Source organism: Streptococcus sp. Marseille-Q7087 (assembly GCF_965111935.1).
Genome location: NZ_CBCOPJ010000001.1, coordinates 87,723 through 100,800, shown reverse-complemented (window position 1 = coordinate 100,800; position 13,078 = coordinate 87,723). Strand labels below are relative to the sequence as shown.

22 protein-coding genes are annotated in these 13,078 nt (G+C 40.9%); all 22 read right to left on the bottom strand.

Features of this window, described 5'->3' with window-relative positions; all coding sequences use genetic code 11:
* Window positions 1–112 precede the first annotated feature (112 nt).
* Window positions 113–298 (bottom strand): type Z 30S ribosomal protein S14, encoded by a 186-nt coding sequence (locus ACWPVF_RS00525; protein WP_001085699.1) that lies wholly within the window; start codon window positions 296–298, stop codon window positions 113–115.
* Between the two features lie 17 nt (window positions 299–315).
* Window positions 316–858 carry a 50S ribosomal protein L5 gene (gene rplE, locus ACWPVF_RS00520; RefSeq protein ID WP_000013542.1) on the bottom strand — a complete coding sequence of 181 codons (543 nt, stop codon included), beginning with the start codon at window positions 856–858 and terminating at the stop codon, window positions 316–318.
* A 23-nt stretch (window positions 859–881) separates the two neighbouring features.
* Entirely contained in the window at window positions 882–1,187 is a 306-nt protein-coding gene (gene rplX / locus ACWPVF_RS00515) for a 50S ribosomal protein L24 (protein ID WP_000497691.1), read from the bottom strand.
* Between the two features lie 74 nt (window positions 1,188–1,261).
* Window positions 1,262–1,630, bottom strand: coding sequence for a 50S ribosomal protein L14 (rplN, locus tag ACWPVF_RS00510; protein WP_000616547.1), 369 nt, complete (start codon window positions 1,628–1,630; stop codon window positions 1,262–1,264).
* 25 nt (window positions 1,631–1,655) lie between these two features.
* Complete coding sequence (gene rpsQ / locus ACWPVF_RS00505; protein WP_000440801.1) at window positions 1,656–1,916, bottom strand: 30S ribosomal protein S17; 261 nt, start codon at window positions 1,914–1,916, stop codon at window positions 1,656–1,658.
* Window positions 1,917–1,940: 24 nt separating this feature from the next.
* Complete coding sequence (gene rpmC, locus ACWPVF_RS00500; protein ID WP_000772918.1) at window positions 1,941–2,147, bottom strand: 50S ribosomal protein L29; 207 nt, start codon at window positions 2,145–2,147, stop codon at window positions 1,941–1,943.
* Window positions 2,148–2,156: 9 nt separating this feature from the next.
* Window positions 2,157–2,570, bottom strand: coding sequence for a 50S ribosomal protein L16 (gene rplP / locus ACWPVF_RS00495; RefSeq protein ID WP_002928793.1), 414 nt, complete (start codon window positions 2,568–2,570; stop codon window positions 2,157–2,159).
* 3 nt (window positions 2,571–2,573) lie between these two features.
* Complete coding sequence (gene rpsC, locus ACWPVF_RS00490; RefSeq protein WP_000529936.1) at window positions 2,574–3,227, bottom strand: 30S ribosomal protein S3; 654 nt, start codon at window positions 3,225–3,227, stop codon at window positions 2,574–2,576.
* 12 nt (window positions 3,228–3,239) lie between these two features.
* Window positions 3,240–3,584, bottom strand: a complete 345-nt coding sequence (gene rplV / locus ACWPVF_RS00485) for a 50S ribosomal protein L22 (RefSeq protein WP_000818137.1) — start codon at window positions 3,582–3,584, stop codon at window positions 3,240–3,242.
* 11 nt (window positions 3,585–3,595) lie between these two features.
* Window positions 3,596–3,877 carry a 30S ribosomal protein S19 gene (rpsS, locus tag ACWPVF_RS00480; RefSeq protein WP_000533766.1) on the bottom strand — a complete coding sequence of 94 codons (282 nt, stop codon included), beginning with the start codon at window positions 3,875–3,877 and terminating at the stop codon, window positions 3,596–3,598.
* Between the two features lie 102 nt (window positions 3,878–3,979).
* Window positions 3,980–4,813, bottom strand: a complete 834-nt coding sequence (gene rplB, locus ACWPVF_RS00475) for a 50S ribosomal protein L2 (protein WP_454384073.1) — start codon at window positions 4,811–4,813, stop codon at window positions 3,980–3,982.
* A 17-nt stretch (window positions 4,814–4,830) separates the two neighbouring features.
* Entirely contained in the window at window positions 4,831–5,127 is a 297-nt protein-coding gene (locus tag ACWPVF_RS00470) for a 50S ribosomal protein L23 (RefSeq protein WP_001055347.1), read from the bottom strand.
* The gene (rplD, locus tag ACWPVF_RS00465) at window positions 5,127–5,750 is read right to left on the bottom strand and encodes a 50S ribosomal protein L4 (protein WP_000024549.1); all 624 of its coding nucleotides are present in this window, start codon (window positions 5,748–5,750) and stop codon (window positions 5,127–5,129) included. The genes ACWPVF_RS00470 and rplD overlap by 1 nt, the downstream gene beginning before the upstream one ends.
* 24 nt (window positions 5,751–5,774) lie before the next feature.
* Entirely contained in the window at window positions 5,775–6,401 is a 627-nt protein-coding gene (rplC, locus tag ACWPVF_RS00460) for a 50S ribosomal protein L3 (protein ID WP_004251088.1), read from the bottom strand.
* A gap of 82 nt (window positions 6,402–6,483) precedes the next feature.
* On the bottom strand, window positions 6,484–6,792 hold the full coding sequence (gene rpsJ, locus ACWPVF_RS00455) for a 30S ribosomal protein S10 (protein ID WP_003009585.1): 309 nt from the start codon (window positions 6,790–6,792) through the stop codon (window positions 6,484–6,486).
* A 265-nt stretch (window positions 6,793–7,057) separates the two neighbouring features.
* Window positions 7,058–7,690, bottom strand: coding sequence for a uridine kinase family protein (locus ACWPVF_RS00450; protein WP_454384071.1), 633 nt, complete (start codon window positions 7,688–7,690; stop codon window positions 7,058–7,060).
* A complete protein-coding gene (nrdG, locus tag ACWPVF_RS00445; protein WP_454384069.1) occupies window positions 7,687–8,283 on the bottom strand; it encodes an anaerobic ribonucleoside-triphosphate reductase activating protein in 597 nt (198 codons plus the stop codon). Before nrdG ends, ACWPVF_RS00450 begins: the two co-directional genes overlap by 4 nt.
* A 4-nt stretch (window positions 8,284–8,287) precedes the next feature.
* Window positions 8,288–8,788, bottom strand: a complete 501-nt coding sequence (locus tag ACWPVF_RS00440) for a GNAT family N-acetyltransferase (RefSeq protein ID WP_454384067.1) — start codon at window positions 8,786–8,788, stop codon at window positions 8,288–8,290.
* 37 nt (window positions 8,789–8,825) lie between these two features.
* Window positions 8,826–8,966 carry a hypothetical protein gene (locus ACWPVF_RS00435; RefSeq protein WP_000521611.1) on the bottom strand — a complete coding sequence of 47 codons (141 nt, stop codon included), beginning with the start codon at window positions 8,964–8,966 and terminating at the stop codon, window positions 8,826–8,828.
* Between the two features lie 11 nt (window positions 8,967–8,977).
* A complete protein-coding gene (gene nrdD / locus ACWPVF_RS00430; protein WP_414308167.1) occupies window positions 8,978–11,185 on the bottom strand; it encodes an anaerobic ribonucleoside-triphosphate reductase in 2,208 nt (735 codons plus the stop codon).
* Window positions 11,186–11,310: 125 nt separating this feature from the next.
* Window positions 11,311–12,864, bottom strand: coding sequence for a damage-inducible protein CinA (locus tag ACWPVF_RS00425; RefSeq protein ID WP_454384065.1), 1,554 nt, complete (start codon window positions 12,862–12,864; stop codon window positions 11,311–11,313).
* Window positions 12,865–12,908: 44 nt separating this feature from the next.
* Window positions 12,909–13,043 (bottom strand): hypothetical protein, encoded by a 135-nt coding sequence (locus ACWPVF_RS00420; protein WP_414264779.1) that lies wholly within the window; start codon window positions 13,041–13,043, stop codon window positions 12,909–12,911.
* Window positions 13,044–13,078: the final 35 nt, after the last annotated feature.

The following is a 13,078-nucleotide window of genomic DNA, read 5'->3' as shown; positions in this document are numbered from 1 at the left end:
ATTTGAACACGAGCTACAACCTGGGCAAAAAAGATAGATTTGTCTTGGAGTATTGCTCCTGCACCAAATCTCCTATTTTTGCTGGGGTTGTTACGCTCTTTGTATCATGTTATTACCAAGATGCTTTAGTGACACCAGGGATTTGACCTTTATATGCCAATTCACGGAAGCAAACACGGCAAAGTTTAAACTTGCGGTAAACTGAGTGTGGACGTCCACAACGTTCACAGCGAGTGTATGCTTGAGTAGAGAACTTCGCTGGGCGTTTGTTCTTAGCAATCATAGATTTTTTAGCCATTAGTTATACCTCCTATATTATTTTGCAAAAGGCATTCCAAGGCCTGTAAGCAATGCACGTGACTCTTCGTCTGTGTTAGCAGTAGTTACGATAACGATGTCAAGACCGCGAGTTTTGTCAACGTCATCAAAGTTGATTTCTGGGAAGATCAATTGCTCTTTCACACCAAGTGTGTAGTTTCCGCGTCCGTCAAATGATTTTGTTGGAACACCGTGGAAGTCACGTACACGTGGAAGTGATACTGAAACCAATTTATCCAAGAATTCGTACATACGTTCACCACGAAGGGTAACTTTTGCACCGATCGCAACACCTTCACGAAGACGGAAGCCGGCGATAGATTTTTTAGCTTTAGTGATAAGTGGTTTTTGACCTGAGATAAGTGCTAATTCTTCAGCAGCTTTTTCAAGGCTTTTAGCGTTTGATACAGCTTCACCAACACCCATGTTCAAAACGATTTTATCCACTTTAGGAACAGCCATCACTGATGAGTAGTTAAATTGTTCTGTCAAAGCAGGTACTACTTCATTAAGATATTTTTCTTTTAAACGATTTGCCATTATACTTCTCCTTTCCTTCGTGATTAATCAAGCACTTCGCCTGATTTTTTGTTGTAGCGAACTTTTTTACCGTCTACAAATTTGTAACCAACACGACCAGCTACACCATTTTTGTCCAAAACTTGAACGTTTGATACGTGGATAGCTGCTTCCTTCTCGATGATACCACCTTGAGGAAGTTCGTTTGTTGGACGTTGGTGTTTCTTAACGATGTTAACACCTTCAACGATAACTTTGTTTACTTTTGGAAGGGCAGTAAGGACAACAGCTTCTGTTCCCTTATCTTTACCAGCGATTACGCGAACTTTGTCGCCTTTTTTTACAAACATTTTTTTCTCCTTTTATTCTTACGCCCAATGGGCACCCTGGCTAGGCCAGGGGACTGTGTTTGTTTTTTTATTGATTAAAGTACTTCTGGAGCAAGTGACACGATCTTCATAAAGCCACCTTCACGCAATTCACGTGCAACTGGGCCAAAGATACGTGTTCCGCGAGGAGTTTTGTCGTCACGGATGATAACTGCTGCGTTTTCGTCAAATTTGATGTATGAACCATCAGCACGACGAGCACCTGATTTAGTACGAACGATAACTGCTTTAACAACGTCACCTTTTTTAACCGCACCACCAGGAGTAGCTTGTTTTACAGATGCCACAATAACATCACCGATGTTCGCAAATTTACGTTTAGAACCACCAAGAACTTTGATAGTCAAGATTTCGCGTGCACCGCTGTTGTCTGCGACTTTCAAACGAGTTTCTGTTTGAATCATTTCAGTTTTCTCCTTTCAGGCTTGATTAGATGATAACCGCTTCTTCAACAACTTCTACAAGACGGAAACGTTTTGTAGCTGAAAGCGGGCGAGTTTCCATGATACGTACGATATCGCCTTCTTTGGCAACATTGTTTTCATCATGTGCTTTGTATTTTTTAGAGTAGTTAATACGTTTACCATAGACTGGGTGGTTACGTTTTGTTTCAACTACAACTGTGATTGTCTTGTCCATTTTGTCAGATACAACACGTCCAACAAGAACTTTACGATTATTGCGTTCCATTGAAATTTCTCCTTCCCTAGTCTATTATTTCGCTTCAGATTGAACTGTTTTGATACGAGCGATTTGTTTTTTAACTTCTTTCAAGCGAGCTGTTTGTTCTAATTGACCAGTAGCAGCTTGGAAACGAAGTTCGAACAATTCTTTTTTCAATTCGTTTTCGCGCTTCGCGAGTTCTTCTTGAGAAAGACCACGAAGTTCTTTAACAAATTCTTTTACTTCATTAAGTTTCATGCCTTCTCCTTATTCTGCTTCACGTTTTACGAATTTACATTTAACTGGCAATTTGTGGCTTGCAAGACGAAGCGCTTCGCGAGCGACCTCTTCAGATACACCTGCAACTTCAAACATTACTTTACCACGCTTAACTGGTGCTACCCAACCTTCAGGTGCCCCTTTACCAGATCCCATACGAACCCCGATAGCTTTAGCTGTGTAAGATTTGTGTGGGAAGATTTTAATCCAAACTTTACCACCACGTTTCATGTAACGAGTCATGGCGATACGAGCAGCTTCGATTTGGCGGTTAGTGATCCAGTGGCTAGTTGTAGCTTGAAGACCGTATTCACCGAATGCCACTTCTTTTCCACCTTTAGCTTCACCGCGCATTTTACCACGGAATTCACGACGGTGTTTAACACGTTTAGGTACTAACATTGGTTATTTACCTCCTTTAGTGTTTTTACGAGCTGGAAGAACTTCACCACGGTAAATCCATACTTTAACACCAAGTTTACCGTATGTAGTATCTGCTTCTTCCCAAGCATAATCGATATCTGCGCGAAGTGTGTGAAGTGGAACTGTTCCTTCAGAGTATCCTTCAGCACGGGCGATATCTGCACCGTTCAAACGACCTGATACTTGAGTTTTGATTCCTTTAGCTCCAGCACGCATTGCACGTTGGATTGCTTGTTTTTGTGCACGACGGAAAGCAACACGTTGCTCCAATTGACGAGCAATTCCTTCACCAACAAGGTGAGCATCCAAATCAGGTTGTTTGATTTCGATGATGTTGATGTGTACTTGTTTTCCAGTCAATTTGTTAAGTTTAGCACGAAGTGCATCAACGTTAGCACCACCTTTACCGATAACCATACCTGGTTTAGCAGTGTGAAGTGAAACGTTAACTTTGTTTACTGCGCGTTCGATTTCAATAGTTGAAACTGCTGCGTCAGCAAGTTCTTTTTGAACGAATTTACGGATTGCAAGATCTTCATGAAGGTAATCCGCGTATTCTTTTTCAGCATACCATTTGGCATCCCAATCACGGATGATGCCGACACGCATACCAATTGGATGTACTTTTTGACCCACGATTTTACCTCCTTATTTTTCTGCAACAGCTACAGTGATGTGAGCTGTACGTTTGTTGATTGGTGAAGCTGAACCTTTCGCACGTGGACGGAAACGTTTCATAGTTGGTCCTTCGTTTGCGAATGCTTCAGATACTACCAAGTTAGCTTTATCCAAACCAAAGTTGTTTTCAGCGTTAGCTACAGCTGAGTTCAAAACTTTCAAGATGATTTCAGCAGCTTTGTTTGGAGTGAATGTCAAAATTGCGATTGCATCGGCTACGCTTTTACCACGGATGTTGTCAAGAACAAGACGTGATTTACGAGGTGAAACACGTACTGTGCGAGCCATTGCTTTAGCTGAAGTAATTTCTGCCATTTATGTTCTCCTTATTTTCTACGTGTCTTCTTGTCGTCTGCGGCGTGACCTTTGTAAGTACGAGTTGGTGCAAATTCACCAAGCTTGTGACCTACCATGTCTTCTTGGATGTAAACAGGTACGTGTTTACGTCCATCATAAACTGCGATAGTGTAACCAATGAAACTTGGGAAAATCGTTGAACGACGTGACCAAGTTTTGATGACTTTTTTCTTTTCGTCGTTAGCTTGAGCTTCAACTTTTTTCATCAAATGCTCATCGACGAAAGGTCCTTTTTTAAGACTGCGTCCCATTTTAATATTTTCTCCTTTAAATATAGTACCACAGCGGCTTGCGCTCACGAGGAGCGCTACCGAGCTGGCGGATTATCTAGCACTTAAGCGACTAGTTTAAAATTATTTCTCGTTGCGACGACGAACGATAAGTTTGTCAGATTTCGCTTTCTTATTACGAGTTTTAAGACCAAGAGCAGGTTTGCCCCATGGAGTTGATGGTGCTTTACGACCAACTGGTGCTTTACCTTCACCACCACCGTGTGGGTGGTCGTTAGGGTTCATTACAGAACCACGAACTGTTGGGCGGATACCTTTCCAACGGCTACGTCCTGCTTTACCAAGGTTTACAAGTCCATGTTGTTCGTTTCCGACAACACCAACTGTTGCACGACAAGTTCCAAGAATCATACGAACTTCACCTGATTGAAGACGAACAAGAACGTATTTACCTTCTTGACCCAATACTTGAGCTGATGCTCCAGCAGCACGTACCAATTCTCCACCACGACCTGGTTTCAATTCGATGTTGTGGATCAAAGTACCAACTGGGATGTTAGCAAGTGGAAGAGCGTTTCCGACTTTGATATCTGCTTCAGAACCTGAAACGATACGTTGACCAACTTCAAGACCTTTTGGAGCGATGATGTAAGCTTTCACACCGTCAGTGTAGTGTACAAGAGCGATGTTTGCAGAACGGTTTGGATCGTACTCGATAGTTTTAACAACTGCTTCAACGTTGTCTTTGTTACGTTTGAAGTCAACCAAACGGTAGAAACGTTTGTGTCCACCACCTTGGTGACGAACAGTGATACGACCGTTGTTGTTACGACCAGCCTTGTTCTTCAAAGCAACAAGCAAAGTTTTTTCTGGTGTGCTTGTTGTGATTTCAGCGAAATCTAAAGAAGTCATATTACGGCGACCGTTTGTTGTTGGTTTATAAACACGAATTCCCACGATATTTCCTCCTTAGATTATTCAGCTTCAGCAGCAAACAACTCGATTGCTTTTGAATCAGCTGTAAGAGTGATGATAGCTTTTTTAGTTTTGTTAGTAAAACCAGTGTAACGTCCAACACGTTTAGCTTTAGGTTTTACGTTGATTGTGTTAACATTTGCAACTTTAACACCTTCAAAAGCAGCTTCAACAGCTTGCTTGATCAAAAGTTTGTGTGCGCGAGTGTCAACTTCAAATACATATTTCCCTGCTTCAAGTTGAGCCATTGAGCTTTCAGTGATAACAGGTTTTTTGATAACATCATACAAATTCATTATGCAAGAACCTCCTCGATTTTAGAGATAGCTGCTTGAGTAACAAGAAGTTTGTCACTATTTGCGATGTCAAGAACACTTGCAGTTGTAGCAGTCGCAACTTTCACGTTTGGAAGGTTACGAGCTGAAAGAGCTGCGAATTCGTTTCCTTCTTCAAGAATAACAAGGACTTTAGAATCGATGCTCAAAGCTGCAAGAACTTTTGCAAATTCAGCAGTTTTTGGAGCTGTAAATTCAAGAGAATCAACGGCTACAAATTTGTTTTCAGCAACTTTTTCTGAGTAAACAGATTTAAGTGCAAGGCGACGAACTTTTTGAGGAAGTTTGTACGCATAGCTACGTGGAGTTGGTCCGAAGACGATTCCACCACCACGCCATTGTGGAGAGCGGATAGAACCTTGACGAGCACGTCCAGTTCCTTTTTGACGCCATGGTTTGCGTCCGCCACCTGAAACAGCTGAGCGGTTCTTAACTGCGTGAGTTCCTTGACGAAGGCTAGCGCGTTGGCTGATGATCACATCAAACACAACAGATTGGTTTGGTTCGATACCAAAGATTGCATCGTTAAGAACAACTTCGCCCGCTTGTTTACCAGTTTGGTCGAATAATGTTACATTTGCCATTTTGACTGTGTTCCCCTTTCCTTATTATTTACCAGCTTTAACTGCTGACTTGATAGTGATAAGAGATTTCTTAGCACCTGGTACGTTACCTTTGATAAGGATAACGTTCTTTTCTGGAACAACTTGTACAACTTCAAGGTTTTGAATTGTTACGCGGTCGCCACCCATACGTCCTGCAAGGTTTTTACCTTTGAATACGCGGTTAGGTGCAACAGGTCCCATAGAACCTGGACGACGGTGGTAACGAGAACCGTGAGCCATAGGTCCACGTGATTGTCCGTGGCGTTTGATAACACCTTGGAAACCTTTACCTTTAGATGTACCAGTTACATCAACAATGTCTCCAGCTGCGAAAGTTTCAACTGTGATTTCAGCACCAACTTCCAAGCCTTCAACGTTTTTGAATTCACGAATGAAGCGCTTAGGAGCCGTGTTAGCTTTTGCTACATGTCCTTTAGCAGGTTTGTTGCTCAATACTTCGCGTTTGTCATCGAAACCAACTTGGATAGCGTTGTAACCATCTGTTTCAACAGTTTTAACTTGAAGAACAACGTTTGGAGTTGCTTCGATAACTGTTACAGGGATCAATTCGCCAGCTTCAGTGAAGATTTGAGTCATTCCCACTTTTTTCCCTAAGATTCCTTTTGTCATGAGAAAATAGTTCCTTTTCTATATTTTTTATTCAAAAAGTTTTTAACGAGCGTTTTTTATGCTCAAGGTATCAAGCTTTAAATTAAAGTTTGATTTCTACGTTTACACCACTTGGAAGATCCAATTTCATCAAAGCGTCAACTGTTTTTTGAGTTGGGTTGATGATATCGATCAAACGTTTGTGTGTACGCATTTCGAATTGTTCGCGAGAATCTTTATATTTGTGAGTCGCACGAATGATTGTGTAGAGGCTACGCTCAGTTGGAAGTGGGATTGGACCCGCAACTTGTGCACCTGTACGAGTAGCTGATTCTACGATTTTTGCAGCCGCTGTGTCAAGCGTACGGTGTTCGTAAGCTTTCAAACGGATACGGATTTTTTTGTTTGCCATCTTTTTCTCCTTTTCGTCTATTTAAGATAATAGGCTAGCTCCACAAGAAAACCGACGCGCGTTGCGTGGCAATGCAACCGAGCGTGTCGCAACCTCTTGCATCAAAGCTAAGGCTGTAATTTACAGCACCATAATAGAATAACACAAAGCCCCTGCGATTGCAAGGGATTTGGCAGGATTTTTTTAATTTTTTACATGAAACTGTTTTCTTATTGCTCTTTACCTCAAAAAGGCAAAAATGAAGAGCAAATTTTTATTTTTTCTTCTATATAATATTTATAATATTTGTTTTAATCTGAAATTTATCATTTGATTGATTTATCAAGATATCCGCTTTTGACTCGGTTTCTTTATAGTATTGCAGATACTGCTCTCGTCTCATTTGCTTATTAGCCAATATAAAGGATGCATCGCCATTTCTCACAGCCGTATCTCGAGCTAGACGCCTCTTTAATTCTGTCTCTTCATCCGTGTAGAAACAAATGGTTTTGTCAAAGAGTTCCTTTGGAAGAAAACCCACAGACATCCCTTCGACTATCAGAATTGGTTTTGCTCCCGATAAGACCTCACTAGCCTTCCAAGGTTCTTCGATAGTTAAGACATCCATACCCGCTTGTAAGGCTAGAATATCTCTCTGTAAACTTGCCAGTTCATGTGCCACTGGTAAACATGCTGTCACCTTTTGGTCCGGTGTTTCTTTAGGCACTACCAAATGTCGTCCTGAAGTAATATAGGGATCTGTTTCTAGTAAATTTACCTTTTCAGCATCCAATACTTGGTATAATTCTTGAGCAAAAGTTGATTTCCCTGAAGCTCCATGGCCGTAGATACCCAGTGTTTTTACTTTTCCAGTTTCTATCTCTGAGACCAGTTGTTCTATTAAGTCTTTTTTCTTCATTCTCTCTTCACCTGTTCATAGCTTTCTTTTCCATCGTTAAGCTTGTCCCAAATGACTACCTTTCCACTTTGGAGAGACTTTTGCACATCGATAATCCGTTGGTTGGAAGAGCCACGGAACTGAAGCATGAGATTACGCTTGCTTTTATCATAGCGACCATCTACCAGGATATCAATCAGGGATAAAAGTTCTAGTTTATCAGGCGTCTCCAACATCATTTCTTCCCAGGTGTATCCTGTCCAAGACCAGATGTCTTTTTCTGGCAATTCCTTTCGAATGCGTTTTACAAGGGGCAAAAGAATACCTGTATTGAGGAATGGCTCTCCTCCTAGCAAGGTCAATCCTTGAACATAGGACTGTGCTAAGTCTGCCATAATCTGTTCTTCCAACTCTGGCGTATAAGGAATTCCTGCATTAAAGGACCAGGTCGCTACATTGTAACAGCCCTCACAGTGAAACATGCAGCCGGCTACATAGAGAGAATTGCGCACCCCTTCTCCATCGACAAAGTTAAAAGCCTTATAGTCAATGATACGCCCTTGACTAAGCTCCTCACTCTTCCACTCGCCAGGTTTTGGTGTATTCCATGTCATACTTCTACTCCAACTCTATCCAATAGCGCTCCGTTCCATTACGAACATCCTCCAACTCTCCACCATTAGCTAAGATAACAGCTCGGCTGGCAGGATTTTCTGCGCTACAAGTCACAAGTGCTCGTTTGATATTCTTTTCTTTAGCAACTTGCAGACCTTGATGGAGAGCTTCCTTGGCATATCCTTTTCCCCTTTCAGAAGGGCGGATGGAGTAACCGATATGACCAGCATAATTCAGCAATCCCTCATTTAGTCTCAATCGCAGATTCAAAAATCCTATAGCACGACCTACATCATCAAATGATACAAATTGAATAGAAGGAACGCGATTTTCAGGCAAGTTTATTCCCATTTCTTTATTAAGGTTAGTTTCTAGCCAATTCTCATAATCAAAGTTCTCAGCATCCCAAAATCCACCATCGTGGGCTGATTGAGTCTGTTCAAACTCTGCCATCATCTCTAAAACTGTTTCTTTGTCTGTAAATGTTGGTCTGCGTAATTCCATGTATTCCTCCCGCTATGAGAAAAGTGAGAGGGGACTCTCACTTTTTCTTGTTCTTATTTAAAAATTGTTCTCTAAGGCTGGCTACTCGATCTTTTTTATTGACTCCACCCTTTGAATGCTTTTCGTGGAATCGTTGAACCAAGGCCTTACCCTTATCGTCTAATTGATATTTTCCCATGCTATCTCTTTCTAATTTGTTACTTCATGCCCTGCTGTTTTAATAGTAGAACCGTTCATGTGTTTAACACGCGCAGCAATTTCCTTATGACGTCCATTCACCATCGGACGCGCTTGCGGATTTCCAAGATAGCCACAAGTCCGTTTAACAACATCGACTGTTTTAGGATCACTATTGCCACAGTTAGGACAGGCAAAACCTCTCTCGGTTGGATTAAAGTCTCCTTCAAAATCGCACTTGTAGCAACGATCAATCGGAGTATTAGTCCCTAGATAACCTACACGATCATAAGCATAATCCCAAACAGCTTCCAAGGCCTTTGGATTTTGTTGAAGAACTGGGTACTCACAGTAGTGGATAAATCCACCTGATGCACCCGCTTCTGGATAAACCTTCTCGAAGTCCAATTTTTCAAAAGGAGTTGGATTTTTTCGGACATCATAATGGAAGGAATTTGTGTAGTACTCTTTATCTGTGATGTCTGGAATAGAACCAAATTTCTCTGTATCCAGGCGACAGAAACGGTCCGTTAAACTTTCAGATGGTGTTGAATAAATAGAGAAGTGATAACCGTATTGGTCTGACCATTCTTCTACTCGATGTTTCATGTCTCGAATGATATCAAGGGTGAATTCTTTGGCTTCTGGATTATTTTCCCAATTGTTGCCAAAGAATACTGTTGCCACTTCATAGAGCCCGATATATCCAAGCGAAACAGTAGCACGGCGATTCTTAAAGAGTTGGTCAACACTTTCTTCTTTTCCTAGGCGATGACCGAAAGCACCGTATTGATAGAGGATAGGCGCATTAGCTGGCGTCGCCTCCTTGGTTCGCTCTACACGATAGACCAGTGCATCTTCTGCAATATTCATACGCTCATTGAAGATTTCCCAGAACTTATTTATGTCGCCTTCAGATTCAAGGGCAATCCGAGGAAGATTGACCGTTACCACACCTAGGTTCATACGACCTGAATTGACTTCAACTCCATTTTCATCCTTCCAACCTTGGAGGAAAGAACGACATCCCATCGGAACTTTGAAAGAACCTGTCAACTCGACAATCTTATCGTAAGACAAGACATCTGGATACATACGCTTAGTTGCACACTCAAGAGCCAACTGCTTAATATCGTAGTTAGGCGAACCTTCCTCCAAGTTAAGTCCTCTTTTAAGTGTGAAGATGAGCTTAGGGAAGATTGCTGTACGATGTTCTGAACCCAGCCCCTTGATTCGAATATTCAGGATTGCCTTTTGAATTTCGCGTTCAAAACGACTAGTGCCTAAACCGAAACCAAGAGAAGTAAATGGCGTTTGCCCGTTTGAGGTAAAGAGGGTGTTAATCTCGTACTCTAAAGATTGCATGGCATCATAGATGTCTTTTTGAGTTTTCTTCCAGGCGTATTCTTCGTGCTTGTCAGGTAGGACCCATTCCTCTGCATCTTTAAGGTGTTTTTGATAATTTTTCTCTGCATAAGGAGCCAAAACTTCATCTATACGGTCTGCCGAACAGCCCCCATACTGGCTAGATGCGACGTTTGCGATGATTTGTGAAATTTGCGCCGTCGCAGTTTGGATAGATTTCGGACTTTCTACCTCAGCATTCCCAATCTTAAAACCATTTTCTAACATACCCTTAAAATCAATCAAACAACAGTTGGTCATAGGAGTGTAGGGGCTGTAGTCCAAATCGTGATAGTGGATATCCCCTTTTTGGTGGGCATTTGCCACATGCTTAGGAAGCATTTGAAGTCCGATGGATTTTCCAACAATCCCTGCCGTCAAATCACGCTGGGTGTTAAAGACATCACTGTCTTTATTGGCATTTTCATTGACAACTGCCTGATCTTTGTTGAGAAGTTTATGAATGCTAAAGTTGATGTCTGTCGCTTTTGAGCGCTCAAAATCCCTTTGTGTTCGATAGGTAATATACTCCTCGGCCAAGGCATATTCTTTAGCTTCCAACAACTCGTGTTCTACGATGTTTTGAATTTCATAGATTTTTACACCTTGTGGGAAACGGCTATGAATCTCGTCAACGATACGTTCAACGAGGGTACTAAGTCGCTTTTCGACCAAAGGAGTTACATCCATAATCTTTTCCGCAGCCTTATGAAGCGCTTTGTCAATCTTATCTACATCAAAAATAACACGTCTACCGTCACGCTTTTCAACGAATAAAGTTGGATCAGGGACAGTCTTCTCTTCCAATACAATCATATCCATACCCTTTTCTTAAATATAATATTGATTCTAAAAAGTATTATATCACTAAAAAAATAAAAATCAATATCTTGTGTCAAAAAATAATTTTTTTTTAAAATAACACAAGATATTGATAATTTTTATTTTAATTTATAGAGTTTGAAATCTTTGAATTCACTTTGAACCGCTTGATAATTTTCAGCTAAAAGCTGCTCTACTTCTGTCCATAGAGTTGTCTTTGTATTTACAACAATCATCTTTGGTTGATTATCTCGTAGATCATTTACAAGCTTAGTACGATTTGCATCAAGCCCTGTATGTAATCTAGGCGATAGCAACTGACTAGCTGACAAGCGTTCGCTAGCTTTATAGCTACTTGTCAGATTATCCCAAACATAGATACGATCTGTAGCTTGAGTTTCCCCTTTGACCTTAGATTCAATGCTTGTACGTTCTTGATATTGTTCCGCATGGAGCAAATATCGTGATACTACAGGTGCTAAAAATAGGTAAGCCAGAGCTACAATTGGCAGATAGGCATTTCCCTTTAGAAAAGCTCCCCATACCGAAGTTTCTTCTCTGCGTCTTCTACGACGGCTGGCTCCCTCTAATTCCCACGTGCGAATTCGAGTTAACAATAGAATAGACAAGAAGGGAAGGAGCTCAACCATACGACTACCATTGATAAGATCTGTAGAAAAAATTTCTAAAACTAATACCAAAGTGACAGCTATTGCAGCAGAGATTGATAAGACTGATTGCTTCAAAGGTTTCGATTTGAAGAGTCCTGTCAATGCCAATGTCAATACTCCGAGACCTATCGACAACAATCCATAGAAGAGGATATTGTCGAATAATCCTGGGTTAGACGTAAAGTTTAAACTATCTAATGGATAGAGAATTTGACTAATGGCATTTCCAAAGCTACCTTTATAAGCTGTATAGTAGCCAATTGGATAAAAGAAGATTGAAAAACCAAGGCCCGCTGCAAAAAATTGATAGAGGCCATGAGTCAAGTTGTTGCGTCCAACATTAAAAGCTGTTACAGCAAAAAATAAGACAAATGCATATAAAGTTGTCACCAAAGGTGCAAAGAAAAATGCGAGAGCCAAACTAATTCCAATACGAACGAAACCTTTGTCATGGTCTGGTTCGACCAAATATGCAGTCACTAAGCTGAGAGCATAGAACAAGAACGGGAGGGCAAGGATAGTTGCATAGCCACCACCAAAGCTAAAAGCAGCAGTCAATATATAAAATACTGTCAATACTTGTTGCGATTGTTTATTTTGCTCCGTCAAATTATAAGCTGAATGAAAAAGAAAGAATCCTGCACCTATTAAGGCTAACCAATTAAAGACTGCAAACAACAGACTGCCTTTGGTCAGATACTGTAAAAAGTAATAGAGGAGACCACTAATACCAAAATAATCTGAATAGATATCCCCACTCTGATGCATAGCCCATCCATTATAGAAATCCTGAGCCTGCTCTGGACTTAGCAGTCCTAATAAATAGGGTAGAATCACAGACACAAGTACTACTAAGGTACTCAAAATTAGGATATTAAAAAATGGTAAGTGGGCAGGTTGACGAGTTTCAACCTCAAGTTGCTCCTCATTCTCTACTGGAGCATCCTGACTCCCCATCCAAGTTGGAGTTGGTTCGTCTTCTAATCTGCCATATACGTTCATTTATTCTCTCCTATATTTTAATTTGTTCTAGTATATCAAAAAGTCTAGTTCTTGTCAGCCTGCGGCGGACGCTTACACAACTTTTCAGACAAGGAGACAAAACGTTCAATCTCATAAAAACGATGATAAGAAGCTTTTTTATAGTGGTCTAAAAAAGTTTTTTCCTCTACTGTCAGCATAGTCATTCCTCCTTTTCTCTTCATTCGGAAAAAGA

Bases quoted from the DNA above. Each gene is read 5' to 3' on its own strand.
- rplP (WP_002928793.1), bottom strand. From the start codon at position 2,570: ATGTTAGTACCTAAACGTGTTAAACACCGTCGTGAATTCCGTGGTAAA.
- rplE (WP_000013542.1), bottom strand. From the start codon at position 858: ATGGCAAATCGTTTAAAAGAAAAATATCTTAATGAAGTAGTACCTGCT.
- nrdD (WP_414308167.1), bottom strand. From the start codon at position 11,185: ATGATTGTATTGGAAGAGAAGACTGTCCCTGATCCAACTTTATTCGTT.
- rpsS (WP_000533766.1), bottom strand. From the start codon at position 3,877: ATGGGACGCAGTCTTAAAAAAGGACCTTTCGTCGATGAGCATTTGATG.
- ACWPVF_RS00470 (WP_001055347.1), bottom strand. From the start codon at position 5,127: ATGAATTTGTATGATGTTATCAAAAAACCTGTTATCACTGAAAGCTCA.
- rplD (WP_000024549.1), bottom strand. From the start codon at position 5,750: ATGGCAAATGTAACATTATTCGACCAAACTGGTAAACAAGCGGGCGAA.
- ACWPVF_RS00525 (WP_001085699.1), bottom strand. From the start codon at position 298: ATGGCTAAAAAATCTATGATTGCTAAGAACAAACGCCCAGCGAAGTTC.
- ACWPVF_RS00450 (WP_454384071.1), bottom strand. From the start codon at position 7,690: ATGAAGAAAAAAGACTTAATAGAACAACTGGTCTCAGAGATAGAAACT.
- rpsJ (WP_003009585.1), bottom strand. From the start codon at position 6,792: ATGGCAAACAAAAAAATCCGTATCCGTTTGAAAGCTTACGAACACCGT.
- rplX (WP_000497691.1), bottom strand. From the start codon at position 1,187: ATGTTTGTAAAAAAAGGCGACAAAGTTCGCGTAATCGCTGGTAAAGAT.
- rpsQ (WP_000440801.1), bottom strand. From the start codon at position 1,916: ATGGAACGCAATAATCGTAAAGTTCTTGTTGGACGTGTTGTATCTGAC.
- rplV (WP_000818137.1), bottom strand. From the start codon at position 3,584: ATGGCAGAAATTACTTCAGCTAAAGCAATGGCTCGCACAGTACGTGTT.
- rplC (WP_004251088.1), bottom strand. From the start codon at position 6,401: ATGACAAAAGGAATCTTAGGGAAAAAAGTGGGAATGACTCAAATCTTC.
- ACWPVF_RS00420 (WP_414264779.1), bottom strand. From the start codon at position 13,043: ATGCTGACAGTAGAGGAAAAAACTTTTTTAGACCACTATAAAAAAGCT.
- rplN (WP_000616547.1), bottom strand. From the start codon at position 1,630: ATGATTCAAACAGAAACTCGTTTGAAAGTCGCAGACAACAGCGGTGCA.
- ACWPVF_RS00425 (WP_454384065.1), bottom strand. From the start codon at position 12,864: ATGAACGTATATGGCAGATTAGAAGACGAACCAACTCCAACTTGGATG.
- rpmC (WP_000772918.1), bottom strand. From the start codon at position 2,147: ATGAAACTTAATGAAGTAAAAGAATTTGTTAAAGAACTTCGTGGTCTT.
- nrdG (WP_454384069.1), bottom strand. From the start codon at position 8,283: ATGACATGGAATACACCAAAACCTGGCGAGTGGAAGAGTGAGGAGCTT.
- ACWPVF_RS00440 (WP_454384067.1), bottom strand. From the start codon at position 8,788: ATGGAATTACGCAGACCAACATTTACAGACAAAGAAACAGTTTTAGAG.
- ACWPVF_RS00435 (WP_000521611.1), bottom strand. From the start codon at position 8,966: ATGGGAAAATATCAATTAGACGATAAGGGTAAGGCCTTGGTTCAACGA.